The organism is Streptomyces sp. NPDC048352, assembly GCF_040651895.1.
Classification (GTDB): Bacteria; Actinomycetota; Actinomycetes; order Streptomycetales; family Streptomycetaceae; genus Streptomyces.
This window is the reverse complement of sequence record NZ_JBEZKZ010000009.1, coordinates 52,067-76,508: the sequence shown is the minus strand read 5'-3', so window position 1 is coordinate 76,508 and position 24,442 is coordinate 52,067. Positions and strand designations below refer to the sequence as shown.

Annotated in this window: 24 protein-coding genes and 2 riboswitches; of the genes, 14 read left to right on the top strand and 10 right to left on the bottom strand. The window is 71.2% G+C overall.

Translation table 11 applies throughout. From position 1 onward, the window contains the following. Positions 1-86: 86 nt before the first annotated feature. The 6 genes from AB0D45_RS07790 (at position 87) to AB0D45_RS07765 (ending at position 6,314) form a co-directional block, all read left to right on the top strand. The gene (locus AB0D45_RS07790; RefSeq protein WP_361602740.1) at positions 87-1,310 is read left to right on the top strand and encodes an Ig-like domain-containing protein; all 1,224 of its coding nucleotides are present in this window, start codon (positions 87-89) and stop codon (positions 1,308-1,310) included. Between the two features lie 86 nt (positions 1,311-1,396). After that, positions 1,397-2,164 (top strand): enoyl-CoA hydratase-related protein, encoded by a 768-nt coding sequence (locus AB0D45_RS07785; RefSeq protein WP_361602725.1) that lies wholly within the window; start codon positions 1,397-1,399, stop codon positions 2,162-2,164. Positions 2,165-2,338: 174 nt separating this feature from the next. Beyond that, the gene (locus AB0D45_RS07780) at positions 2,339-2,947 is read left to right on the top strand and encodes an ATP-binding protein (RefSeq protein ID WP_362455893.1); all 609 of its coding nucleotides are present in this window, start codon (positions 2,339-2,341) and stop codon (positions 2,945-2,947) included. Between the two features lie 380 nt (positions 2,948-3,327). Beyond that, on the top strand, positions 3,328-4,119 hold the full coding sequence (locus AB0D45_RS07775) for a polysaccharide deacetylase family protein (RefSeq protein ID WP_362455891.1): 792 nt from the start codon (positions 3,328-3,330) through the stop codon (positions 4,117-4,119). Then, a complete protein-coding gene (locus AB0D45_RS07770) occupies positions 4,116-5,303 on the top strand; it encodes a YncE family protein (RefSeq protein WP_362455889.1) in 1,188 nt (395 codons plus the stop codon). The genes AB0D45_RS07775 and AB0D45_RS07770 overlap by 4 nt, the downstream gene beginning before the upstream one ends. A gap of 798 nt (positions 5,304-6,101) precedes the next feature. Next, a complete protein-coding gene (locus tag AB0D45_RS07765) occupies positions 6,102-6,314 on the top strand; it encodes an EF-hand domain-containing protein (RefSeq protein ID WP_361605555.1) in 213 nt (70 codons plus the stop codon). Between the two features lie 45 nt (positions 6,315-6,359). Here AB0D45_RS07765 and AB0D45_RS07760 read toward each other — a convergent pair whose 3' ends face one another. Genes AB0D45_RS07760 through AB0D45_RS07740 form a run of 5 tightly spaced genes read right to left on the bottom strand, consistent with a single transcriptional unit; the run spans position 6,360 to position 9,591 of the window. Beyond that, on the bottom strand, positions 6,360-6,938 hold the full coding sequence (locus tag AB0D45_RS07760) for a PadR family transcriptional regulator (protein WP_362455887.1): 579 nt from the start codon (positions 6,936-6,938) through the stop codon (positions 6,360-6,362). Positions 6,939-6,947: 9 nt separating this feature from the next. Beyond that, the gene (locus AB0D45_RS07755; RefSeq protein ID WP_361605549.1) at positions 6,948-7,805 is read right to left on the bottom strand and encodes an ATP-binding cassette domain-containing protein; all 858 of its coding nucleotides are present in this window, start codon (positions 7,803-7,805) and stop codon (positions 6,948-6,950) included. Beyond that, the gene (gene cbiQ / locus AB0D45_RS07750) at positions 7,796-8,545 is read right to left on the bottom strand and encodes a cobalt ECF transporter T component CbiQ (RefSeq protein ID WP_361605546.1); all 750 of its coding nucleotides are present in this window, start codon (positions 8,543-8,545) and stop codon (positions 7,796-7,798) included. The genes AB0D45_RS07755 and cbiQ overlap by 10 nt, the downstream gene beginning before the upstream one ends. A 3-nt stretch (positions 8,546-8,548) precedes the next feature. Then, on the bottom strand, positions 8,549-8,893 hold the full coding sequence (locus tag AB0D45_RS07745; protein WP_362455885.1) for an energy-coupling factor ABC transporter substrate-binding protein: 345 nt from the start codon (positions 8,891-8,893) through the stop codon (positions 8,549-8,551). Further along, positions 8,893-9,591, bottom strand: coding sequence for an energy-coupling factor ABC transporter permease (locus tag AB0D45_RS07740; protein ID WP_362455883.1), 699 nt, complete (start codon positions 9,589-9,591; stop codon positions 8,893-8,895). The genes AB0D45_RS07745 and AB0D45_RS07740 overlap by 1 nt, the downstream gene beginning before the upstream one ends. A 28-nt stretch (positions 9,592-9,619) precedes the next feature. Continuing rightward, a riboswitch (cobalamin riboswitch) is annotated at positions 9,620-9,824 on the bottom strand. 100 nt (positions 9,825-9,924) lie between these two features. Here AB0D45_RS07740 and AB0D45_RS07735 point away from each other — a divergent pair. After that, positions 9,925-10,644 carry a flavodoxin family protein gene (locus AB0D45_RS07735; protein ID WP_362455881.1) on the top strand — a complete coding sequence of 240 codons (720 nt, stop codon included), beginning with the start codon at positions 9,925-9,927 and terminating at the stop codon, positions 10,642-10,644. 66 nt (positions 10,645-10,710) lie between these two features. Here AB0D45_RS07735 and AB0D45_RS07730 read toward each other — a convergent pair whose 3' ends face one another. The 5 genes from AB0D45_RS07730 to gcvT all read right to left on the bottom strand — a co-directional run bounded on the left by AB0D45_RS07730 (position 10,711) and on the right by gcvT (position 15,873). Next, positions 10,711-11,223: a hypothetical protein gene (locus tag AB0D45_RS07730; RefSeq protein ID WP_362455879.1), complete on the bottom strand. Its 513-nt coding sequence runs from the start codon at positions 11,221-11,223 to the stop codon at positions 10,711-10,713. A gap of 176 nt (positions 11,224-11,399) precedes the next feature. Next, positions 11,400-12,782: an L-serine ammonia-lyase gene (locus tag AB0D45_RS07725; protein ID WP_361605531.1), complete on the bottom strand. Its 1,383-nt coding sequence runs from the start codon at positions 12,780-12,782 to the stop codon at positions 11,400-11,402. A gap of 233 nt (positions 12,783-13,015) precedes the next feature. Next, positions 13,016-14,272 carry a serine hydroxymethyltransferase gene (gene glyA / locus AB0D45_RS07720; protein ID WP_362455877.1) on the bottom strand — a complete coding sequence of 419 codons (1,257 nt, stop codon included), beginning with the start codon at positions 14,270-14,272 and terminating at the stop codon, positions 13,016-13,018. Positions 14,273-14,287: 15 nt separating this feature from the next. After that, positions 14,288-14,668 carry a glycine cleavage system protein GcvH gene (gcvH, locus tag AB0D45_RS07715; protein WP_362455875.1) on the bottom strand — a complete coding sequence of 127 codons (381 nt, stop codon included), beginning with the start codon at positions 14,666-14,668 and terminating at the stop codon, positions 14,288-14,290. An 89-nt stretch (positions 14,669-14,757) separates the two neighbouring features. Next, positions 14,758-15,873 carry a glycine cleavage system aminomethyltransferase GcvT gene (gcvT, locus tag AB0D45_RS07710; protein WP_362455873.1) on the bottom strand — a complete coding sequence of 372 codons (1,116 nt, stop codon included), beginning with the start codon at positions 15,871-15,873 and terminating at the stop codon, positions 14,758-14,760. Between the two features lie 176 nt (positions 15,874-16,049). After that, positions 16,050-16,153, bottom strand: a riboswitch (glycine riboswitch). Positions 16,154-16,392: 239 nt separating this feature from the next. Between gcvT and AB0D45_RS07705 the strand changes: the two genes are divergently transcribed. The 7 genes from AB0D45_RS07705 (at position 16,393) to AB0D45_RS07675 (ending at position 24,439) form a co-directional block, all read left to right on the top strand. Continuing rightward, positions 16,393-17,028: an AAA family ATPase gene (locus tag AB0D45_RS07705; protein WP_362455871.1), complete on the top strand. Its 636-nt coding sequence runs from the start codon at positions 16,393-16,395 to the stop codon at positions 17,026-17,028. Between the two features lie 158 nt (positions 17,029-17,186). Further along, complete coding sequence (locus AB0D45_RS07700) at positions 17,187-17,921, top strand: enhanced serine sensitivity protein SseB (RefSeq protein WP_361605517.1); 735 nt, start codon at positions 17,187-17,189, stop codon at positions 17,919-17,921. 62 nt (positions 17,922-17,983) lie between these two features. Then, complete coding sequence (locus AB0D45_RS07695; protein WP_361605514.1) at positions 17,984-18,724, top strand: enhanced serine sensitivity protein SseB C-terminal domain-containing protein; 741 nt, start codon at positions 17,984-17,986, stop codon at positions 18,722-18,724. A 633-nt stretch (positions 18,725-19,357) separates the two neighbouring features. Beyond that, complete coding sequence (locus AB0D45_RS07690) at positions 19,358-20,350, top strand: ABC transporter permease (protein WP_362455868.1); 993 nt, start codon at positions 19,358-19,360, stop codon at positions 20,348-20,350. Between the two features lie 94 nt (positions 20,351-20,444). After that, positions 20,445-22,154, top strand: a complete 1,710-nt coding sequence (locus AB0D45_RS07685; protein ID WP_361605564.1) for an ABC transporter substrate-binding protein — start codon at positions 20,445-20,447, stop codon at positions 22,152-22,154. Positions 22,155-22,346: 192 nt separating this feature from the next. After that, positions 22,347-23,348 (top strand): ABC transporter permease, encoded by a 1,002-nt coding sequence (locus AB0D45_RS07680; RefSeq protein ID WP_361605508.1) that lies wholly within the window; start codon positions 22,347-22,349, stop codon positions 23,346-23,348. A 29-nt stretch (positions 23,349-23,377) separates the two neighbouring features. Beyond that, positions 23,378-24,439 (top strand): ABC transporter ATP-binding protein, encoded by a 1,062-nt coding sequence (locus tag AB0D45_RS07675; RefSeq protein WP_361605561.1) that lies wholly within the window; start codon positions 23,378-23,380, stop codon positions 24,437-24,439. Positions 24,440-24,442: the final 3 nt, after the last annotated feature.

Below are 24,442 nucleotides of genomic sequence, written 5' to 3'. Positions count from 1 at the left end.
CCTATTCGTAGTCTCCCCATGTGATTTCCTGTCGACAAGCGCGCGACTGTCCGCGCGCGGGGGACATGGGGAGAACACGAGTGAACCTGCAGCCGATACGCGGCCGCGTCCGCACCGGCCTGCCGGCCCTCCTGCTGGGGGCGGCCCTGCTGCTGACCACCGCGTGCAGCGGCGGCGGCACCAGCGGCGGGAGCGGCGGGGACAACGGCAAGGCCGGTGGTGGCGGGGCGAAGACCGGCACCGAGGCGTCCAAGGCCGTGGTCAACGTCAAGCCGGACGACGGGTCCAAGGAGGTCGCCACCAGCGGCGTCCTGAAGATCACCAGCTCCGGGGGGAAGCTGACCACGGTGACGGTCGCCGACACCAAGGGCAACGCGGTGGAGGGCAAGGTGGCCGCCGACGGCGCCACCTGGGAGCCCGCCCGCAACCTGGCCGCCGCCACCGAGTACAAGGTGCACGCGGTCGCCAAGGACGAGGCGGGCCGGGAGTCCGCCAAGGACACCACCTTCACCACCCTGACCCCGCAGAACACCTTCGTGGGCCACTACACGCCGGAGGACGGCTCGACCGTCGGCGTCGGCATGCCGGTGTCCATCAACTTCACCCGCGGCATCACCAACACCGAGGCCGTCGAGAAGGCCATCACGGTCACGGCCGAGCCGTCCGTGCCGGTCGAGGGCCACTGGTTCGGCAACGACCGCCTCGACTTCCGCCCCGAGAAGTACTGGGCCGCGGGCACCAAGGTCACGGTCAAGCTCGCGCTCGACGGCGTCGAGGGCCGTCCCGGCGTCTACGGCAAGCAGACCCGTACGGTCACCTTCACCGTCGGCCGCTCCCAGGTCACCACCGTCGACGCGACCTCCAAGAAGATGGAGGTCGTCCGCGACGGCCAGGTCCTCAAGACCATCCCGATCACCGCGGGCGCCCCGGCGACGACCACCTACAACGGGCAGATGGTCATCAGCGAGAAGTACAAGGTGACCCGGATGAACGGCGCCACCGTCGGCTTCGGCGGCGAGTACGACATCTCCGACGTCCCGCACGCGATGCGCCTGTCGACCTCCGGCACCTTCGTCCACGGCAACTACTGGGCCTCCTCCAGCACGTTCGGCTCGGAGAACGTCAGCCACGGCTGCGTCGGCCTGGAGGACGAGCGCGGCGCCGGCGACCCCAACACCCCGGCGGCGTGGTTCTACAACGAGTCGCTGATCGGCGACGTGGTGATCGTGAAGAACTCCAAGGACAAGCAGATCGCCCCGGACAACGGCCTCAACGGCTGGAACATGGACTGGGCGGAGTGGATCAAGTAACACCCCCGCGTCCGTAGTCCGGTGGCCCGGTGCTGTGACCCACAGCACCGGGCCACCTCGGGTTAACCGGCGCTAACCTTCCCCGTATGACCATCTCTCTCGAAGTCTCCGAAGGCGTCGGCACCATCCTGCTGGACCGCCCGCCCATGAACGCCCTGGACATCGCCACCCAGGACCGGCTGCGCGAGCTCGCGGCGGAGGCCACCGACCGCGCCGACGTGCGGGCGGTCGTGCTCTACGGCGGGGAGAAGGTGTTCGCGGCCGGCGCGGACATCAAGGAGATGCAGAACATGGACCACGCGGCCATGGTCGCCCGGTCCCGTGCGCTCCAGGACGCCTTCACCGCCGTGGCCCGGATCCCCAAGCCCGTCGTCGCCGCGATCACCGGCTACGCCCTCGGGGGCGGCTGCGAGCTCGCCCTGTGCGCCGACTACCGGATCGCCGCCGACAACGCGAAGCTCGGCCAGCCCGAGATCCTGCTCGGCCTGATCCCGGGCGCGGGCGGCACCCAGCGGCTCTCGCGGCTGATCGGCCCCTCCAAGGCGAAGGACCTCATCTTCACCGGCCGCATGGTCAAGGCCGAAGAGGCCCTGGCGCTCGGCCTGGTGGACCGGATCGTGCCCGCCGCCGAGGTGTACGGGCAGGCGCACGCGTGGGCCGCGAAGCTCGCGCAGGGGCCGGCGATCGCGCTGCGCGCCGCCAAGGAGTGCGTGGACGCCGGGCTGGAGGCGGACATCGACACCGGGCTGACCATCGAACGCAACTGGTTCGCCGGCCTGTTCGCCACCGAGGACCGCGAGCGCGGCATGCGCAGCTTCGTGGAAGAGGGTCCGGGCAAGGCCAAGTTCGTCTGAGCGCAGCTCTACGGGCTCGTCCCTCGAAGGGCGCATGAGCGCGGCTGCACGAAACCCGTGGGAGTGGATTAGCCAGGCCTTAAGGCAGCCTTAAGGGGAAACCGTGATCCACTGACCGTGATCGCCGATCAGCGGAACGTCACCCCAGGTCAGGGTGGCCCATGCGGCCTTCCGTTGCCCGTCGCATATGCCGGAGCACCCCCTCGGAATCGATCATTCCGGGGGGTGTATTCCCACGGAACGGCCCGGACGGGCGCGCGGGCCGTCCATGATGGGTGCATGGCGGGCCTGGAGGGTGTGGAACAGCCGCGGCAGCGCAGCAGCGCTTCTGCCGTACGGCTCACGGCGGCGGCCGAGGACGAAGAGGGCCTGCGGGCGCTGGAGTTGTACGGCAACCCGGCCGAGGCGGAGGTGACGCTGCCGTCCATGCCGGAGTCCGCGAGCAGGGCCCGCCGGCTGACCCAGAGCGTGGTGATCCGCTTCTGGGGGCTGTCGCCGCAGATCTCCGAGCACGCCGTCCTGCTGGTCTCCGAACTCGTCGGCAACGCCGTGCGCCACACCGGGGCCCGTTCCTTCGGCTTGCGGATGCTGCGCCGGCGCGGCTGGATCCGGGTGGAGGTGCGCGATCCCTCCCGCGGGCTGCCCTGCCTGATGCCGGTCCACGAACTGGACACCACCGGCCGGGGGCTCTACCTCGTCGACAAGCTGTCCGACCGCTGGGGCGCCGACCTGCTGCCGCGCGGCAAGATCACCTGGTTCGAGATGCGGGTCGCCGACCGCTGAGGGCCCGGAACGCCAGAAACCCCCTGTCGCCGAGGTGGGGCGCTGCGGGGGTTCCATGGGTGCGCCGAGGATCGGTGGGGTGTGTGATCCTCGGCGGGAGACTTCGCTCGGGTCAAAGGGAAGCCGTGGTTCCGACTATGGCAGACATGGGCCCGAACGCCAAAAGTCCCGAGTCGGACATAAGTGTGCATATCTCATGAGTTCGCACCTAAATCCTAGGTGAGATGGGCCACCCACCTCGCAATCGACGAATAAATATCGACCGCTCTGCGTAAATCCTTGATCACATAGCGGACAGTCGACCCTGCGGACTCGTTCAGCGAAAGTCCCAAATTGGGTCAATCATTACCTACGGGGTCAAGCGGCACTTAAATGGGCGGGTGCTCTGTTACCCAGACCGCCGTACGGCCCTGCGCGCCACCGCGGCGGCCGCCGCAGGCGCCCTCACCGCCGGTTGCGGCACGGGCGGCGGTCCGGCGGCGCCGGGCCCCGTCCGGCCCGCCCCCGCCCGACCCGACCGGCCCGCCGGGCCCGCCCCCGCGGCCCCGGCCCCCCGCCGCTTCCCCGGACAGCCCGTCGAGATCGCGCACGGCCCCCGCGACCGCCCCCAGGTCGCGCTCACCTTCCACGGCAACGGGGACCCCGCCCTCGCCCGTGCCGTACTGGCCGCGGCCGAGAAGGGCGGCGCGCGGGTCACCGTACTGGCCATCGGCAGCTGGCTCGACGCCCACCCCGAGATGGCCCGGCGGATCCTCGACGGCGGCCACGAACTGGGCAACCACACCCAGCGCCACCTCGCGATCAACGACATGTCCGAGGCGGAGGCCCAAGCCGAGATCACCGGCTGCGCCCAGCGCCTCAAGCGCCTCACCGGCTCGATCGGCACCTGGTTCCGCCCCTCGCAGACCCAGCACGCCCGCCCGCTCGTCCGCAGGCTCGCCCAGCGGGCGGGCTACCCCCACGTCCTCTCGTACGACGTGGACTCCCTCGACTTCACCTCGCCCGGCGCCGCGGCCGTCATCCGCACCGTCACCGGGACGATCCAGCGCGGATCGGTGGTGAGCCTGCACTTCGGCTACGCGGACACGGTCGACGCGATGCCGCCCCTCCTCGAAGAACTCGCGCGCCGCCGACTGCGCGCGGTGACCACCACGGAGCTGCTGACCTCATGAAGACCACCCGCCTTCCCCGGAAGGCCACCGTGCTGCTGGCCGGTCTGGTCCTCGCCGCCCTGGCCGGCTGCGGATCGGCCGACAAGGCCCCCGCCGGGGCGCTCGGCTCCAAGGGCCCGGCCAAGCCCGCCAAAGCCGTCCCGGCCGTGCCGCCGGGACTGGCCGGGATGCCGCCGCTGCTCGACCCGCACGACGTGTACGCCGCCGACCGGCCGAACCGGCTCTCGCCGGTGGTCAAGAACTTCCCGTCCCGCGTCTACGTCCCCAACACCAACTCCAACACGGTGTCCGTCATCGACCCGGCCACGTACAAGGTCATCGACACCATCCCGGTCGGCGTCCAGCCGCAGCACGTGGTGCCCTCCTGGGACATGAAGACCCTGTGGGTCAACAACAACCGCGGCCACACCCTCACCCCGATCAACCCCGCCACCGGTGAGGCCGGCAAGGCCGTCGAGGTGCACGACCCGTACAACCTGTACTTCACCCCCAACGGGAAGTACGCGGTCGTGATGGCCTCCATGGACCGCGAGCTGGTCTTCCGCGACCCGCACACCATGGACCGCGTCAAGACCGTCCCCGTGACCTGCTTCGGCGTCAACCACGCCGACTTCTCGGCGGACGGCCGGTACTTCATCGTCAGCTGCGAGTTCTCCGGCGAACTGCTCAAGGTCGACACCGAGAAGATGGAGGTGATCGGCCAGCAGAAGCTGCCCTTCGAGGGCGCGATGCCGCAGGACGTGAAGATCTCCCCCGACGGGAAGACCTTCTACGTCGCCGACATGATGGCGCACGGCATGTGGGTGCTCAGCGGCGACAAGTTCGACGTCCCCAAGCTGCTGCCCACGGGCAAGGGCTGCCACGGCCTGTACGTCAGCCGCGACTCCCGGCAGATGTACGTCTCCAACCGCGGCGAGGGCAGCATCTCGGTCTTCGACTTCAAGGAGAACCGGCTCACCAAGAAGTGGCAGCTGCCGGACGGCGGCAGCCCCGACATGGGCGGGGTCTCCGCCGACGGCAAGGTGCTGTGGCTGTCGGGCCGCTACAACGGGGAGGTCTACGCGATCGACACCACCAGCGGGAAGCAGCTGGCGCGCATCCCCGTCGGCGGCGGCCCGCACGGCCTCGCCGTCTACCCGCAGCCGGGCCGCTACTCCCTCGGCCACACCGGCATCTTCCGGTAGCCCCGCCGCCGCCGGCCCCCCTGTTGCGACGGTGCCCCGGGAGCTCGCACAGCTCCCGGGACACCGACATCCACCAGGCGGCTCCGGGGCGACCGACGTCGCCCGGGCGGCCTCCCGGTGAAGCCGTACGCCCGCCGCGGCCGGCGGCCGGGCCGAGGAGCCCCGTACGCTCCTCGGCCGCGTGCGCCGACCGTGCCCGCCCCGCCCCGCGTACCGGCTCTCGCTCTCAGCCGGTACGCGGCTGCATTCACCTCCGGGCGTATTCCGCCCGGCGGAATACGGGACCCTTTCGCCCGCGTCCCTGCGGAATGCGCCGTCGGCCTCCGGGAAATGCGCTCCGTCCCGTTCGGTGGCCGGCAGGCGGAATTCATCCGGAATTCCGAAAGCGCTCCCACCCCCGTCCCGGCGGGCCGGGACAGCCGCGCGCGCCGGACGTGAGACCTGCGGCGAAGTGGCGGCACGCACGGGGGAGGGGCGGAGCTCTCATGCTGCGTCAGCTGCGATCGTCACCGGCGGCAACCCTTGGTGCCGCATGTCCCTGGGAGCCCCGTGCTCCTGGTGTGGCGGCAATGCCGTTACGTTATGCCGTGATCCCGGAGCGTGACAAGGGGCAATCGGATTTCTTGGCCGGAATTATCGCCTCCGCGCGTTTTCCGGGCCGTTCCACCGGCTGTTCCACGGGCTTGTGCGGGGTGGAGGAAATACATATCTGCCGGCCGACCGGGACCCGCGGCGGGGCCGCGGGCCCGCTGCCGCTACCCTGAGCCGGTCAACAAGCACCGAGAAGGGGTGGACCCAGTGGCTGACATCGAGAGCGCACGCGCGACGTTCGACAAGTTCGACGTGAACGGTGACGGCTTCGTCACGGCCGACGAGTACAGCGCGGCCATGAAGGAGATGGGTGACCACTACGTCACCGCCTCGATCGCGGACTCCGTGATCGCCGCCAAGGACGCCGACGGCGACAAGCTGCTCAGCTTCGACGAGTTCTGGGCCTCCCTGAACAAGTAGGCGCGCCGCGCCCGCCTCCGCCCCGCCCGCAGGGGCGGGGGCGCGTCAGGCCGGAGTCCCGCCCCGCGGCGGCGCCGCGTCCTGCGCCGAGGACAGCTCCTCCACCTCCGAGAGGGCCTCCTCCAGCCAGCTCAGCCAGAACCCCTCCAGGGCGATGCCGCCGTGCAGCACGAGCCGGCGCAACCGGTCCGGGGCGGTGTCCCGCCCCGGCGGGAAGTCCTTCGCCTCGATGCCCTCGTACGTGGCCAACTGCGCCCGGTGCAGGTCGAGATGGCGCCGCAGCTCCGCCCCGAGCCCCTGCGGCCCGACCACCGCCGCCGCGCGGAGCCGCAGCAGCAGCGCGTCCCGCACCGGCTTGGGGTCCTGGCTCTCGTCCACCCACCGCGCCAGCTCCGCGCGCCCGTCGGGCAGTACCTCGTACTCCTTCTTCTGCCCGCGCACGGGCACCTCGCTCGGCAGCTCCCGGATCAGCCCGGACTCCTCCAGCCGGCCCAGCTCCCGGTAGATCTGCTGGTGCGTCGAGGACCAGAAGTAGCCGATGGACTTGTCGAACCGCCGGGTCAGCTCCAGCCCCGACGAGGGCTTCTCGAGCAGGGCGGTGAGGATGGCGTGCGGCAGTGACATGCCGCCATCCTAGGTTTGCGGGCCGGCCGGCGAGGCCGCCGGCCGCCACTCGGCCAGCGCCTGCGGGACCCGCGGCCCCGGCAGGTGCGCGGCGAGCAGGCCGTGGGCGCGCAGGAAGGCCGTCACCGCCGGGGCCCAGGCCTGGCGAAGGCCCGCCGAGGCCAGCAGCTCCGGGTCCGAGAGCAGCTCACCGGCGGGGCCGGTGCGGATGCCGGCCGGGGTCAGCACCGCCGCGTCGTCCGCCCAGCGGACCGCGAGGTCCACGTCGTGGGTGGCCATCACGACCGTGGTGCCGCCGGCGCGCAGGCCCGCGAGGGCGTCCAGCAGGCGTTCCTGGCCGTCCGGGTCGAGCCCGGCCGTCGGTTCGTCCAGGATCAGCACCCGCGGGGCCATCGCCACCGCGCCGGCGATCGCCGCGCGCTTGCGCTGCCCGTACGACAGCAGGTGCGTCGGGCGGTCCCGCAGCGCGGTGATGTCCAGGGCGGCCAGGGCGGCCTCCACCCGCTCGCGGACCTCCCCGGCGGGCAGCCCCAGGTTCATCGGGCCGAAGGACACGTCCTGCTCGACGGAGGCCGCGAAGAGCTGGTCGTCGGGGTCCTGCACCACCAGCTGCACCGAGGTCCGCAGCCGGGTCAGGCCCTTGCGGTCGTACGCCACCTCCGCGCCGTCCAGGCGCAGCGACCCCGGCCCCGGCCGCAGACCCCCGCTCAGCAGCCGCATCAGCGTGGTCTTGCCGCTGCCGTTGCGGCCCAGCAGCACCAGCGCGCGGCCCTCGGCGATGGCGAAGTCCACCCCCGACAGTACGGCCGGGCCGTCCTCGTAGGCGTATCCCGCGCCGACCAGCTCCACCAACGCGGTCACAGCCACAGCTCCTTCAGTACGAGGGTCCCCGCGGCCAGTGCGGCCAGCAGGGCGGCGGACCCCGTCAGGAACCGCCAGGACAGCGTCGCCCCGGGCACGAGCACCCGCAGCGCGCCGTCGTAACCGCGCCCCGCCAGCCCCTCCTGGAGCCGGGCGGCGCGGTCGAAGGCCCGGACGAACGAGGTCGCCGCGAGCCCGGCCAGCGAACGCCACACCGCCGCCCGGCTGGTCTGCCCGAGCCGGGCCGCCTGGGCGCGGCGGACCTGCGCCATCGAGTCCAGCAGCAGGAAGCCGATCCGGTACATGACCAGGGCCACGTCCACCACCGGCGCAGGCACCCCAGCCCGCACCAGCCGCGGCAGCACGTCCGAGACCGGCGTCGTGAAGGCGAACAGCAGCACCCCGAGGGAGGCCGCCGAGGTGCGCAGCAGCAGCTCCGCCGCGTGCCGGGGCCCGTCCGGGGCCAGGGCGAGGAAGCCGTCCGGGCCGCCCACCGACACCAGCAGCGGCAGCGCCCCGGTCACGCAGAACCCGAGCGGCACCCGGAAGGCCCGCCACAGCTGCCGCCCGGCCACCCCGGCGGGCCCCAGCAGCACCGCCAGGGTCGCCGCCGCGACCAGCGGCCCGCCCGGCCACGGCGGCAGGCTCACGGCGGTGAGGGTGAGCCCGAACCCCAGCAGGGCCTTCTCCAGCGGATGGCGGCCCCGCCAGCGGCTGGAGTGGGCCGCGACGTCGATCGGCAGCACCTCCTACGACTCCGGGGCGGAGTGGGCGGCCTCGGCCTGCGCCAGGGCCTGCGCCGCGCCCTGGCGGCGGCCCTTGCGGACGCCGAAGTAGTAGGCGAGCACGCCGGCTCCGAGCGCCGCCTGGAGGGCGAACAGCGCGGACTCGATCTCCGCGGAAGGCGGCTCGTACAGCGGGGAGAACCAGGGCTCGTAGTCGGGCTTCAGCTCGGTGATGGCGCTCTCGGCCTGCGCGTCGGCGCCGGTGAACGGCTCCTCCTTGCCGTCGCCGAGCCCCAGCGCGAGCGGGAGCACGGCGAGCGCCGCCACCAGGAGCAGCAGCAGGCCGTTGATCTTCGCGTTCCTGGACATCAGAGCGCCGCCTCCGTCTTCGTCCGCTCGCCGCCGGTCAGCTTTGCGACGCCGAGCCGGACCAGGTCCGTCTTGCTGGACTGCATGAGCAGCCGCATCACGAGGACGGTCAGCAGCCCCTCGCTCACCGCGAGCGGGATCTGGGTGACCGCGAAGATGCCCGCGAACTTCTCCAGCGAGCCCAGGAAGCCGCTCGCCGGGTCGGGGAAGGCCAGCGCCAGCTGGACGGAGGTCACGCAGTAGGTGACCAGGTCGGCGAAGAACGCGCCGCAGAACACGGCCGCCATCAGCGGCACGTTGGATGCGCGCAGCAGCCGGTAGGCCCCGTAGCCCGCCCAGGGACCGGCGATGGCCATCGAGAACACGTTGGCGCCGAGGGTGGTGAGCCCGCCGTGGGCCAGCAGCAGTGCCTGGAACAGCAGGGTGATCGTGCCGAGCACCGCCATGATCGGCGGCCGGAAGAGGATGGCCCCGAGCCCCGTCCCCGTCGGGTGCGAACAACTTCCCGTCACCGACGGGATCTTCAGGGCGGACAGGACGAAGGTGAACGCTCCGGACGCCCCGAGCAGCAGCGTGCTCTCCGGGTTCGACTTCACCTCGCGGGTCAGGGCGCGGACCCCGTGGACGACGAACGGGGCGGACGCGGCGCCCCAGGCGGCCGCGTGCAAGGGGGGCAGGAAGCCCTCGGCTATATGCATGTGTGGGGAGACCTCTCCAGCACCTCGTGGATGGACGACGCGCCCCGGCCGGTCTCCTGGCTCACGGGTACTGATGCCCTGGCTCCGCCTTCCCGGGCCCATGCGGTCTCCCGCGCGGGCCCAGTGGCTTCCCGCAGGATTGGAGCCGGACTTCCCGATCACAGTGGCGAGGGCCGCACCGGTTTTCCACCGGTTTCCCGAACACCAAGGCCACCCGACCCTAGTCGCCCGCACGGACCGTCACAACCCGGACCGATCCGGCCACCCGGTCACCCGCCCCCGGACGGGTCACGCCCGCTGGCCGCCCCGCGCTCCCGCGGGCACGGTGGGGGCATGGCCGACGACCAGAGCCCACGGTACGAGGACCTCTCCGCCGTCTACGTCAACTGCACCCTCAAGCGCTCTCCCGAGACCAGCAACACCGAGGGGCTGATCGCGAGGAGCCGCGCCGTCATGGAGTCCGCGGGCGCCCGGACCTCGCTGATCCGCGCCGTCGACCACGACATCGCCACCGGCGTCTGGCCGGACATGACCGAGCACGGCTGGGACAGCGACCAGTGGCCGGTCCTCTACAGCCAGATCATGGACGCCGACATCCTCGTGCTGTGCGGCCCGATCTGGCTCGGCGACAACAGCTCCGTCATGAAGCAGGTCATCGAGCGGCTCTACGCCTGCTCCTCCCTGCTGAACGACCGGGGCCAGTACGCGTACTACGGGCGCGTCGGCGGAGCGCTGATCACCGGCAACGAGGACGGCGTCAAACACTGCGCCATGAACGTCCTCTACAGCCTCCAGCACCTCGGCTACGCCATCCCGCCGCAGGCCGACGCCGGCTGGATCGGCGAGGCCGGACCCGGTCCCTCGTACCTGGACCCCGGCTCCGGCGGCCCCGAGAACGACTTCACCAACCGCAACACCACCTTCATGTCCTGGAACCTGATGCACCTGGCCGCGCTCCTCAAGCGCGCCGGGGGCGTCCCGGCCCACGGCAACCAGCGCTCCCTGTGGGACGCGGGCTGCCGCTTCGACTTCCCCAACCCCGAACACCGGTAGCGGCCGCCCGGACGGCGGCGGGCCCGGGACGTCCCACGTCCCGGGCCCGCCGTCCGTACCGCGGGATCAGCAGGTGTTCGGGTGTGCGACGTCCAGCACGAACCGCTCGGGCGAGTGCAGGACGGAGGTGGTGTAGGACGGGGCCGTGTCGAAGGCGGCGCCGAAGGTCACGTACCCCTCGAAGTCGCCGGTCATGGCGAGGCCCTTGAGCTTGCTGAGGTAGATCTGCTGGAGCTTCGGGCCCTGGTAGACGTTCTGTCCGGCGTCGTTGTGCGCGGCGGCCGGGTGCAGGCGGATCTCCAGGAAGTACTTCCCGGCCAGCGGGACGGGCTTGCCGGACCCGTCGTAGACGAGCTGGGAGACGGGAGTGACGGTGACCGGGGGCACGTAGCCTTGGAGGTCGATCACGATCCGGTCGTACGTGCAGTGCCCGCCCCAGCGGGCATTGACCACGAGCGGGGTCTGGGTGGTGGTGGTGGAGGTGGTGGCGGCTGAGGCCGGCGCGGAGAGCGCGAGCCCCGCGGTGAGCAGGGCGCCCGTGGCCAGGGCCACGATCCGGCGGCGGTGCAGGTGACGCATGAGGTCTCCCCGGTGTCCGTGAGACGGGGACGGGCTGTCATCTCATAAGACACACGGGGGCCGCGGACGGTTGCACGCCCCGTGCCCCCGGTACGCGAGCGCCGCGTAGGGCCCGCCCTCGGGGAGGGCGGGCCCTACGCGGCACGGGTCCGCGGGCCGGTGTCAGGCGCCGGTGCTCAGCACTCGATGACGTTGACCGCGAGGCCGCCGCGCGCCGTCTCCTTGTACTTGACCTTCATGTCGGCGCCGGTCTCCTTCATGGTCTTGATGACCTTGTCGAGGGAGACCTTGTGGCTGCCGTCCCCGCGCATCGCCATCTTCGCGGCGGTGACGGCCTTGACGGCGGCCATGCCGTTGCGCTCGATGCAGGGGATCTGGACCAGGCCGCCGACCGGGTCGCAGGTCAGGCCGAGGTTGTGCTCCATGCCGATCTCGGCGGCGTTCTCGACCTGCTCGGGGGTGCCGCCCAGGACCTCGGCGAGCGCGCCCGCCGCCATGGAGCAGGCGGAGCCGACCTCGCCCTGGCAGCCGACCTCGGCGCCGGAGATCGAGGCGTTCTCCTTGAAGAGCATGCCGATGGCGCCCGCGGCGAGGAGGAAGCGGACCACGCCGTCCTCGTCCGCGCCGGGCACGAAGTTCACGTAGTAGTGCAGGACCGCCGGCAGCACGCCCGCCGCGCCGTTCGTCGGGGCGGTCACCACGCGCCCGCCCGCCGCGTTCTCCTCGTTGACGGCCATCGCGTAGATCGTCGTCCACTCGCTGCGGTGCATCATCGGGTCGCCCTCGGTGCGCAGCTGGCGCGCCGTGGCGGCGGCCCGGCGCTTGACGCGCAGCCCGCCCGGGAGGATGCCCTCGCGGGACATGCCGCGCGACACGCAGGACTGCATGACCCGCCAGATCTCCAGGAGGCCCTCGCGGATCTCCTCCTCCGTGCGCCAGGCCTTCTCGTTCTCCAGCATCAGGGAGGAGATCGACAGGCCGGTCTCGTTCGCCAGGCGCAGCATCTCGTCACCCGAGCGGAAGGGGTACTTCAGCACGGTGTCGTCGAGCTTGATCCGGTCCTCGCCGACCGCGTCCTCGTCCACGACGAAGCCGCCGCCGACCGAGTAGTACGTCTTCTCCAGCAGCGGGGCGCCGGAAGCGTCGTAGGCGAAGAGCGTCATGCCGTTCGCGTGGTAGGGCAGCGAGCGGCGGCGGTGCAGGATCAGCTGGGTCGGCTCGTCGAAGTCGATCTCGTGGGCGCCGCCTATCTCCGCGCCCAGCAGCCGCAGCTTCCCGCTCCGGCGGATGCGCTCGACCTCGTCGTCGGCGCCCTCGACGTCCACCGTGCGCGGGGAGTGGCCCTCCAGGCCGAGCAGGACCGCCTTGGGGGTGCCGTGCCCGTGGCCGGTCGCGCCGAGGGAGCCGAACAGCTCCGCGCGGACGGACGCGGTCTGGGCGAGGACACCGTCCTTCTTCAGCCGCGTGACGAACATGCGCGCCGCGCGCATCGGGCCGACCGTGTGGGAGGAGGACGGGCCGATGCCGATGGAGAAGAGGTCGAAGACGGAGATGGCCACTGGCGGACTCCCTTGTCTGCTCGTGGGGTGGGAGGGGGCAGGAGAGGCGGATCGTGCCGGGTGGGGGCATTGTGCGGATTTTGTCCGACAGACGAGCTTAACGCGGCGAAATGAACGGCTTGGCCGCCGGACGGATCGGGAGGGCTGCGGGCGCGTGTACTGGATCAAGGTGCGCCCGGGCATGGGAAGGGCCCGGCCCCGTACGAGACGAGGCCGGGCCCCCCGGGCCGTCGTTAGAGCGACGGGTACAGCGGGAACTTCGCGGCGAGCGCCGAGACGCGCGCCTTGAGGGCCGCGGCGTCGTAGGCCGGCTTCAGCGCCTGCGCGATGATCTCGGCGACCTCGGTGAAGGCCTCCGTGTCGAAGCCGCGCGTCGCCAGGGCCGGCGTACCGATCCGCAGGCCCGAGGTGACCATCGGGGGCCGCGGGTCGTTCGGGATGGCGTTGCGGTTGACCGTGATGCCGACCTCGTGGAGGCGGTCCTCGGCCTGCTGGCCGTCCAGCTCGGAGGTGCGCAGGTCGACCAGGACCAGGTGCACGTCGGTGCCGCCGGTGAGGACGTCCACGCCCACGGCCTTCACGTCGTCCTGCACCAGGCGCTCGGCGAGGATCTTCGCGCCTTCCAGGGTGCGCTCCTGGCGCTCCTTGAACTCGGGCGAGGCCGCGACCTTGAAGGAGACGGCCTTGGCCGCGATCACGTGCTCCAGCGGGCCGCCCTGCTGGCCCGGGAAGACCGCGGAGTTGATCTTCTTGGCCAGCTCCTGCGTCGACAGGATGACACCGCCGCGCGGACCGCCGAGGGTCTTGTGCGTGGTGGTGGTGACGACGTGGGCGTGGGGCACCGGGTTCGGGTGCAGGCCCGCGGCGACCAGGCCCGCGAAGTGGGCCATGTCGACCATCAGGTACGCGCCGACCTCGTCCGCGATCCGGCGGAACGCGGCGAAGTCGAGCTGGCGCGGGTAGGCGGACCAGCCGGCGACGATCAGCTGCGGCTTGGACTCCTTGGCGAGGCGCTCGACCTCGGCCATGTCCACCTGGCCGGTCTCGTCGACGTGGTACGGGACCACGTTGTAGAGCTTGCCGGAGAAGTTGATCTTCATGCCGTGGGTCAGGTGACCGCCGTGGGCCAGGTTCAGGCCCATGATCGTGTCGCCCGGCTTCAGCAGCGCGAACATCGCGGCGGCGTTGGCCTGCGCACCCGAGTGCGGCTGGACGTTCGCGGCCTCGGCGCCGAACAGCGCCTTGATGCGGTCGATCGCGATCTGCTCGACCACGTCGACGTGCTCGCAGCCGCCGTAGTAGCGGCGGCCCGGGTAGCCCTCGGCGTACTTGTTGGTCAGGACCGAGCCCTGGGCCTCCATGACGGCGACCGGAGCGAAGTTCTCCGACGCGATCATTTCCAGGGTCGACTGCTGGCGCGCGAGCTCGGCGTCGACGGCGGCGGCGACGTCCGGGTCGAGCTCGTGGAGGGGGGTGTTCAGAACAGACATCAGGATCCCCTGGGGTCAGTTGCCGGCGGTGAGAGCGGTGTACTCCTCGAAGGAGAGCGCGTCCTTCGGCTCCTCCGAGAGGCGCACCTTGAACAGCCAGCCACCCTCGAACGGGGCGGAGTTCACCAGCGACGGGTCGTCCACGACGTCCTGGTTGAACTCGACGATCTCACCGGAGACGGGGGAGTAGAGGTCGCTGACCGACTTGGTCGACTCCAGCTCGCCACAGGTCTCGCCCTCGGTGACGGTGTCGCCGACCGCGGGGAGCTGGGCGTAGACGACGTCACCGAGCGCGGTGGCGGCGAACTCCGTGATGCCGACCGTCGCGACGCCGCCCTCGGCGTCCGACAGCCACTCGTGCTCCTTGGTGTAACGCAGCTGCTGGGGGTTGCTCATGACCTGATTCTCCTGGATGCGGGGAGGTGGATACGAACGGTGGTCTTGCGTGCTGAGACGGGAGCGGACGGTGGGAACCGGTCCGAGGGTTACTTCTGCCGCTTGTAGAAGGGCAGGGCCACGACCTCGTACGGCTCATGCGTACCGCGAATGTCCACGCCGACGCCGGAGGTGCCGGGCGCGGCGTGCTCCGCGTCGACGTACGCCATGGCGATCGGCTTGCCCAGCGTCGGGGAGGGGGCGCCGGAGGTCACCTCGCCGATGACCTCGCCGCCCGCGACGACGGGGAAGCCGGCGCGCGGGACGCGGCGGCCCTCGGCGACGAGGCCGACCAGCTTGCGCGGCGGCTTGGTGGCGGCGACCTCGGCGGCGGCCTCCAGGGCGGCGCGGCCGACGAAGTCGCCCTCCTTCTCGAACTTCACGACCCGGCCCAGCCCGGCGTCGAAGGGGGTGAGGTCCGTGGTCAGCTCGTGCCCGTACAGCGGCATGCCCGCCTCCAGGCGCAGCGTGTCGCGGCAGGACAGGCCGGCCGGCACCAGGCCGGCGTCCTTGCCGGCCTCGGTCAGCGCCTGCCACAGCTCCACGGCGTGCCCGGGGGAGACGAACAGCTCGAAGCCGTCCTCGCCCGTGTAGCCGGTACGGGCGATCAGCGCGGGCACGCCCGCGACGGTGCCCGGCAGGCCGGCGTAGTACTTCAGGCCGTCCAGGTCGGCGTCCGTGAGCGACTTCAGGATGCCGGGGGACTCCGGGCCCTGGACGGCGATCAGCGCGTACGTGTCGCGGTCGTCGCGGACCTCGGTGTCGAAGCCGGCGGCGCGCTCGGTGAGCGCGTCCAGCACGACCTGGGCGTTGGAGGCGTTGGCGACGACCATGTACTCGGTCTCGCCCAGGCGGTAGACGATCAGGTCGTCCAGGATCCCGCCGTCCTCCTGGCAGATGTGCGTGTAGCGGGCGCGGCCGACGCCGACGGTGGAGATGTTCCCGACGAGCGCGTAGTCCAGGGCCTTCACGGCCTCCGGGCCGGTCAGGGTGATCTCGCCCATGTGGGACAGGTCGAACAGGCCGGCCTTGGTGCGCACGGCGTTGTGCTCGTCGCGCTCGCTGGCGTAGCGCAGCGGCATGTCCCAGCCCGCGAAGTCGGTCATGGTCGCACCGAGCGAGCGGTGCAGCGCGTCGAGCGCGGTCAGGCGGGGGGCAGTGCTCATGGGTGTGGCTCCCGGGTCCCAGGGCATGACATGACGAGGAGGTTCCTCCCCATCTGTCATCGGAACCTGAGAGGTTCGCCGAGAGTTCCCACGGGGGAACGCCGACTTGCACCTTGGGTGGAGCACGCACCGGGCCGTCGGGGACGGCCGCGGTCGGGCTCGCTTTTCAGATCTGCCTCATCCACGCGGTACGGGGCCTGAGAGATTCAAGGGAGGTTCTTGCTCCTTCGGCGCCCGGGCACGGCCTCGCGGCCTGCCGGGACTCTCCCGCGCGGATTCAAGCGGCCGGTATGCAGTTAGGTGTCCAGATGGCGCACATCATTGCACGGGACGCGCGGGAGAGGGCAGTGGGGCCCGGAAGAACGTGCGGTCCGCGTGATCCGTGGACGAGCCGTCCGCGCAGTGGAACGCCCGACCGGAACCGCGACTGCCGGATTACCGTCTCTTTACATTCAGTGGGCACGGGGCCCTCGCGGCCCGATTCGGGGGGAGACGATCACTGTGCGGAGATTCGGAGTGGTGACCAGTACGGGCACGGTCGGGGCGGTGCCGGCCCAGCGGAGCGCCGCCCGCCCCCGGGCCGTCGGCGGCGCGGTGCGCGACCTGCGCGGACAGGCCGCGCGGCCGCACCGGCTCGGCTTCGCGGCCGGGGACATCGTGGTGGTGTCCGGCCTGCCCGGCGGCGGCAAGAGCACCCTGATCAAGCGGGCCGCCGAAGCCGGCATCGACTCCCAGGACACCCGTGAGCGCTGGGAGCGCCGCATGCCGGCCGCACTGCCCTACGCGGTGTACCGGCCGCTGGTGCGCGCCGCCCACTACCGGGGGCTGTGGCGCGAGCTGCGCTCCGGCGCCTCTGTGGTGGTCCACGACTGCGGCACCCAGTCCTGGGTGCGGGGCGTCCTCGCGGCCGTCGCCCGGCGGCGCGGCCGGGCGCTGCACCTGCTGCTGCTCGACACCACCGCCGAGGAGGCCCTGTCCGGGCAGGCGGCCCGGGGCCGGCGGGTGTCGTCGTACGCCTTCGCCCGCCACCGGAGTGCCGTGGCCCGCCTCCTCGCCGCGGCCGAATCGGGCCGCCCCCCGCGCGGCTGCACCACGACCACCCTCCTGGACCGCCCCGCGGCCGCATCCCTGACCCACATCACCTTCGACGCCTGAAGCCGCCCACCTGATCCCGAAGCCCGGCGCCCGAAGCCCGACGACGCCCCACCGAGCCGTCCCGCCGCGCGGAGCCGGGCGGCCCGGGCCGGGGTGGCGGCGGGTGCCGCGATAGCCTCGGGGCGACACCGGCGCGGACACAGGGAGAGCAGGCGCACATGCAGGGCAACGGCTGGCCGGCCAACGAGTTGGAGCAGGTGCTCGGGGCGGCGCTCGGACAGGCGGACGCCGGCCCGCGGATCCTCGAGGTGCTCGGCCGCAGCCAGGTCTGGGTGCCGCTGCCCCAGGGCGGCGGGCCCGACAGCGCCGCCCTCGACCTCCCCACGATGCTGATCGGCGGCGAGGCGTACGTCCCCGTCTACAGTTCGGAGGCCCAGTTCCGCTTCGCCGCCGGGCCCGCCATGGACTTCGCCGTCGCCCCCGCCGCCGAGTTCGCCCGGGGCCTGCCCCCGCAGCTCGGCATCGCCGTGAACCCCGAGGGCGCCGTCGGGGTGCCGCTGCCCCCGGCCGCCGTCGCCGAGCTGTGCCGGGCCGGCCGCACCCCGCTCGACGGCCCCGCCACCGGCGGCCGCGTCCGGCTCTTCGAGCCCGACTGGCAGGACGACCCGGTGGACTTCCTCGCCGCCGCCGCAGAGGAGTTCCGGGCCACCGGGGCGGTCGCCGCCGCCCACCGGTGCCTGGCCAGCGTCGAGGGCGGCGAGCCCCAGCTCTACATCGGTGTCCGGCTGGTGGGATGGGAGCCCGAGTCGCGAAACGCCCCGCTGGAGGCACTCGGCCGCGCCCTGGCCCGCGTACCGGCGCCCTGGCCGGTGCAGTTGATCCTGCTGGACGCCGCCGAGGACCCGGTCACGGACTGGATTCGTGAGCGCGTACGCCCCTTCTACCTGCCGTAGCGCCGCTTAAGCTGGTTCATACGTGTGGACGACGGGCGGACGAAGACGAAGAGGGGTACCGGGTGAGTGCGTCAGGCACGGCCGCGGCCGGGCAGGTCGAGCACATGCTGCGCCAGGTGACTCCCGGGCGCTATGAGGGCTACGAGTCATTCCTGCACGCCCTCGCCGAGGGCAGGCTGTGGATGCTGCTGTGGCAGGGGCAGCCGGGCTCACCGGACGCCCAGTACGGCGGCATGGAGGTGGAGGGGCTCGGCTACGCCCCCTGCGTGACCTCCCCGCAGGAACTGGCCGCCAGCGGCTGGAACCGCGGCTACGAGGTGGTCACCGGCCGGGACATCGCCCGCGCCCTCTACCCGGACCGGTGGGGGCTGTGGGTCAACCCGCACGCCCAGGGCGGCGGCCTCGGCGTGCCGTGGGCCGACCTGCGCCGGGTCGCCACCGGCCTGGACCGGATGCCGGCGGGGCCGCTGCGGCTGTCCGAGCCGGCCCTGGAGCTGCCGCAGTTCTACGGGCTGCTGACGCAGCACGCGCACCGCACGCCGGCCGTCAGGTCGCTGCGCCGCGCCTGGGTGCAGCCCTCGCTCGGTTCGGCGTACCTCGCGGTGGGGCTCGACCTCTACGACGCCTCGGCGCCCGCGCTGGAATCCGTACGGGAGATGATGCGCCAGTCCGTCGGCGCCGTGCCCGAGGGCGTCCCGGTGTGCACGGTCGCGCTGGCGGACGAGCACGATCCGGTGGCGATGTGGCTGCGCGCGCAGACCCGTCCCTTCTACGACCGCGAGGGGCAGGCGGCCGCCTACTGAGCAGGCCGGGGGCTGCCGGAACCGGTTGGCGGAGCCGGTTCCCCGAGCCCCCTACAGGGATTCCGGGCGTGCGCCCGCCCCCTGAGACGGACCCCTCCGACGGACAACGGGCCGCCGGGAACCACGGTTCCCGGCGGCCTTCGTCTTGTCCGGATATCGCCGCTGTTGGGCGTCCAATTGGCGTGCTCCTCCGCAGGGTTGGCCGCGATGTCCGTTTGCGTACCGAACGGACGGTGTTGCTCCGCTGAGCCGTCAACGGAGTCCGGATAACGGGAACCACAGGCTCAGATCACGGTTGCGCATCCATTCATCTGCGGGTCTGGCGGCTGGTCGAGCGCCCGATGAAGACTCCCCACCCAAGAGCCGGTCAGTCCTCCCAGACGCGGTTCTGCACGTGGACTTCGCCGCTCGTCCCACCCGGCGCGTCCGCACTTCCCGCACCTCAGCTGCACCGCACCGCACGCACCGCACCCTGCTCCACCCACAGCACGGCCGCACTGCCAGCACTGCCAGCACCTCGCACCTCGTACGCGTTCACGTGCCCCGAGCACTCGAGCGCCACTCCGCACCAACGCCGCCACAGCGGCGGGCATGGGCCGACCCACCCGTCGGCCGAGAGGGGTCCCCACCACGATGACGGCACCACTGCACGACACGAGCGCGGAAACACCCGCACCCGTGTCCGTAGCCGACGTCCCTGCCAAGGCCATCGAAGGCCGCTCGCCCGGCCGCATCGCCTGGATGCGGCTCAAGCGCGACAAGGTCGCGCTGACCGGCGGCGTGATCGTGATCCTCCTGATCCTGGTGGCGGTCTTCGCGCCGCTGATCGTGAACCTGCTGGGCCACGACCCCAACGAGTTCCACGAGGACATGATCGACCCGGACCTGGGCACGCCGCTCGGCTCCCTGGGCGGCATCAGCTCCGACTTCCTGCTGGGCGTCGAACCGACCAACGGGCGCGACGTGTTCAGCCGGATCGTCTACGGCGCCCGCATCTCCCTGGTCGTCGCCTTCCTGGCGGCCTTCGTCTCGGTCGTCCTCGGCAGCCTCCTGGGCGCCCTCGCCGGTTTCCTCGGCGGCTGGGTGGACGGGATCATCAGCCGCCTGATGGACCTGCTGCTGGCCTTCCCGCAGCTGCTGTTCACCATCGCCCTGGTCTCCGTGGTCCCCAACTCCGTGTGGGGGTTCGAGGGTTCCGGCGTACGGATGGGCGTGCTCATCCTCGTCATCGGCTTCTTCGGCTGGCCGTACATCGGCCGCATCGTCCGGGGCCAGACGATCTCCCTGCGCGAACGCGAGTACGTCGAGGCCGCGCGCAGCGTCGGTGCCGGCCGCGGCTACATCCTGGTCAAGGAGCTGCTGCCGAACCTGGTCGCGCCGATCCTCGTCTACGCCACGCTGATCATCCCGACCAACATCCTGACCGAAGCGGCCCTCAGCTTCCTGGGCGCCGGCGTCAAACCGCCCACCGCTTCCTGGGGAAAGATGCTCTCCGACGCCGTCCCCATCTACCAGGACGACCCCATGTACATGGTGGTCCCCGGCATGACGATCTTCATCACCGTCCTGGCGTTCAACCTCTTCGGGGACGGGCTGCGTGACGCACTCGACCCCAAGGGCAGCTGAACCGCTTCTTCGCTTCACCACCTATGGAGGTTGGACAACCGTGATCCGCAGAAACCAGGCTCTCGCGATCACCGCCGTGATCGCCGCCCTCTCGATGACCGCCGCGTGCGGCAACGGGGCCAAGAAGGACGACAAGGCGGACGGCGACAGCGGCAAGGGCTACAGCGGCGCCGCCACCGCCGTCATCAACCCCTCCGACGCCAAGGGCGGCGAGCTCAAGCTCTGGTCCCCGCAGGACGTGGACTACCTCGACCCGGCGCGCGCCTACTACGGCTTCGTGTGGAACATGCAGCGGCTCTACGTGCGCAGCCTGCTCGCCTACGACGCCAAGCCCGGCAAGGACGGCACCAAGGTGGTCCCGGACCTCGCCGAGGCCCTGCCGGTCATCAGCAACGACGGCAAGACGTACACCCTGAAGCTCAAGGACGGGGTGAAGTTCGAGGACGGTACGCCGATCACCTCGAAGGACATCAAGTACGGCGTCGAGCGCGTCTTCGCGCAGGACGTCCTCTCCGGCGGCCCGACCTACCTGATCGACCTCCTCGACCAGGGCCAGAAGTACCCCGGCCCGTACAAGGACACCGACCCGAACAAGATGGGTCTGAAGACCGTCGAGACGCCGGACGACAAGACCATCGTCTTCAACCTGGCGAGCGCGAACTCGGACTTCAGCTACCTGCTGGCCATGCCGTCCTCCTCGCCGGTCCCGGCGGCGAAGGACACGGGCGCCACGTACACGAACAAGCCGATCTCCACCGGCCCCTACAAGGTGGAGAGCTTCACCGCCGGCAAGGGCGCGACCTTCGTCCGCAACGAGAACTGGGACCCGAACACGGACCCGATCCGCAAGGGTCTGCCGGACAAGGTCTCCTTCACGGTCACCACCAACCCGGACGACATGGACCAGCGCCTGCTCTCCGGCGACATCGACATGGCCGTCGACGGCACCGGTGTCCAGCAGGCCGCGAAGAACAAGATCCTCAAGGACGCGAACCTCAAGAAGAACGCGGACAACCCCTTCACCGGCTACATCCGCTACTTCGCCTTCCCGCAGACGGTCGCCCCGTTCGACAACATCGAGTGCCGCAAGGCCGTCATCTACGCGGCCGACCCGAAGTCCCTCCAGACCGCCCGCGGCGGCCCGACCAGCGGTGACCTGGGCGCGAACATGCTCCCGGCCGGCGTCCCCGGTTCGGACAAGGCCTACGACCCCTTCAGCCTGACGAAGGGCAAGCCGCAGGAGGCCAAGGCCAAGGCCGCGCTGAAGGCCTGTGGCAAGCCCGACGGCTTCGAGACCACCATCGCGGTGCGCAACAACCGCGCCCCCGAGGTCAAGACCGCCGAGTCCCTCCAGGCCTCGCTCGCCAAGGTCGGCATCAAGGCGACGATCGACCAGTTCGACGGCAAGCTCTCCTCCTCCACGATCGGTTCGCCCGAGAACGTGAAGAAGAAGGGCTACGGCATCATCGTCATGGGCTGGGGCGCCGACTACAACTCCGGCGCGGGCTTCCTCCAGCCGCTGGTCGACGGATCGTTCATCCTGCCGAACGGCAACAACAACTACACCGAGGTCAACGACAGCGAGATCAACGGGCTGTTCGACAAGGCCGCTGCCGCCGCCACCCCGGAGGCCGCCGCTCCGTTCTACACGGAGATCAACAAGAAGGTCATGGACAAGGCGCTCTACCTGCCGATCAACTTCGACAAGGCGCTCGTCTACCACAACCCGCGCCTGACGAACGTCTTCTTCAACGAGTCCTTCGGCAAGATCGACCTCGCCACCGTGGGCATCGCGCAGAAGTAGCAGTCCGGGCTGCACGGCAAGCGCCGTGCAGCCCGCCGGCCCGGCCGACCGCCGGGCGGGCATCCGCAACTCAGCACGTAAGTAAGTGCCTTCACCGCACATGCGCTAGTCCGAAGGGCAGGTGAAGGCCGCAGGCGGTGGCCGCCGCCCCCACGAGGGGCGGCGGCCGCCAACCCCGGGCGGCCGACTGCAGTGCTCGTCTACCTCATACGGCGGCTGTTCAACGTCGCCGCCACGCTGCTGGTGGTCTCCGTGGTCACCTTCGGCATCTTCTTCGCGGTCCCGAAGCTGACCGGCAGCGATCCCGCGCTCATGTACGCCGGCCGGGAGACCAACGAGACCGCCCTGGCGGGCATCCGCGTGAAGATGGGCTTCGACAAGCCCATATCCGAGCAGTACCTGCTCTTCGTCAAGGGCGTCTTCGCCGGCCGCGACTACGACGGCGGCACCGAGATCACCCACTGTGCGGCTCCCTGCTTCGGCTACTCCTTCAAGACCGAGGCGCCCGTCTGGGAGACCATGATGGACCGCATCCCGGTCACCCTCTCGCTCGCCCTCGGGGCGGCCGTGATCTGGGTGATCGCCGGTGTGGCCACGGGGGTGGTCTCCGCCCTCAAGCGCCGCACCGCCATCGACCGCACGGTCATGGTCGGCGCCCTCGCCGGCGTCTCCCTGCCGATCTTCTTCACCGGCATGGTGGCCCCCGCGATCTTCGTCTACAGCCTCGGCTGGCTCGACGTCTCCAACTACAAACCCCTGACCGAGGATCCGGTGGCCTGGCTCAACAGCCTCATCCTGCCCTGGATCACCCTCGCCTTCCTCTTCGCCGCCACCTACGCCCGCATCACCCGGGCGACCATGCTGGAGGTCCTCGGCGAGGACTACATCCGCACCGCCCGGGCCAAGGGCCTCAAGGAGGGCGTGGTCATCCGCAAGCACGCCCTGCGCTCCACGCTCACCCCGATCGTCACCATGTTCGGCCTCGACCTCGGCGGCCTCCTCGGCGGCGCGGTGCTCACCGAGACGACCTTCAACTTCCAGGGCCTGGGTACGGCGGCCGTCGCCGCCATCGGCCAGGGCGACCTGCCCGTGATCATGGGCGTCACCCTGCTCGCCGCACTGTTCGTGGTGATGGCCAACCTGATCGTGGACCTGCTGTACGCCGTCATCGACCCGCGCGTGAGGCTGACGTGACCAAGAACGACCCCGACCAGCCGGCCTTCGTGCCCGAGCAGGGCGGCGCGCCCGACGCGGCCCCCTTCCTCTCCGTGCGCGACCTCAAGGTCCACTTCCCGACCGACGACGGCCTCGTGAAGTCCGTCGACGGGCTCTCCTTCGACCTCGAGCGCGGCAAGACCCTCGGCATCGTCGGCGAGTCCGGCTCCGGCAAGTCGGTGACCTCGCTGGCCATCATGGGCCTGCACCGCACCGGCAACGCGCGCAGCCGCCCCGCCATCTCGGGCGAGGTGCTCCTCGACGGCGAGGACCTGGTCCAGGCCGACGCGGACCGCGTACGGCGCCTGCGCGGCCGCAAGATGGCGATGGTCTTCCAGGACCCGCTGTCCGCGATGCACCCGTACTACTCGGTCGGCAAGCAGATCATCGAGGCGTACCGCACCCACCACGACGTCGACAAGAAGAAGGCCCGCACCCGCGCCGTCGAGATGCTCGACCGCGTCGGCATCCCGGAGCCCCACCGGCGCGTGGACGCGTACCCCCACGAGTTCTCCGGCGGCATGCGCCAGCGCGCGATGATCGCGATGGCGCTGGTCAACAACCCCGAGCTGCTCATCGCGGACGAGCCGACCACGGCCCTGGACGTCACCGTCCAGGCGCAGATCCTCGACCTGATCCGCGACCTGCAGAAGGAGTTCGGCTCCGCGGTCATCATGATCACGCACGACCTCGGCGTGGTCGCCGAGATGGCCGACGACATCCTCGTGATGTACGGCGGCCGCTGCGTCGAGCGCGGCACCGCCGAGAAGGTCTTCTACGGCCCCCGCCACCCGTACACCTGGGGACTGCTCGGCTCCATGCCGCGCATCGACCGCGACCAGACCGAGCGCCTGATCCCGGTCAAGGGCTCGCCGCCCAGCCTCATCAACATCCCGAGCGGCTGCGCCTTCAACCCCCGGTGCCCCTACGCCGACGTGCCCAAGGGGGGCATCACCCGCACCCAGCGCCCCGAGCTGACCGAGGACGACAGCCGGCACTGGTCCGCCTGCCACATGTCGCAGGAGGAGCGGACCCGGATCTGGACCGAAGAGATTGCGCCGAAGCTGTGACGG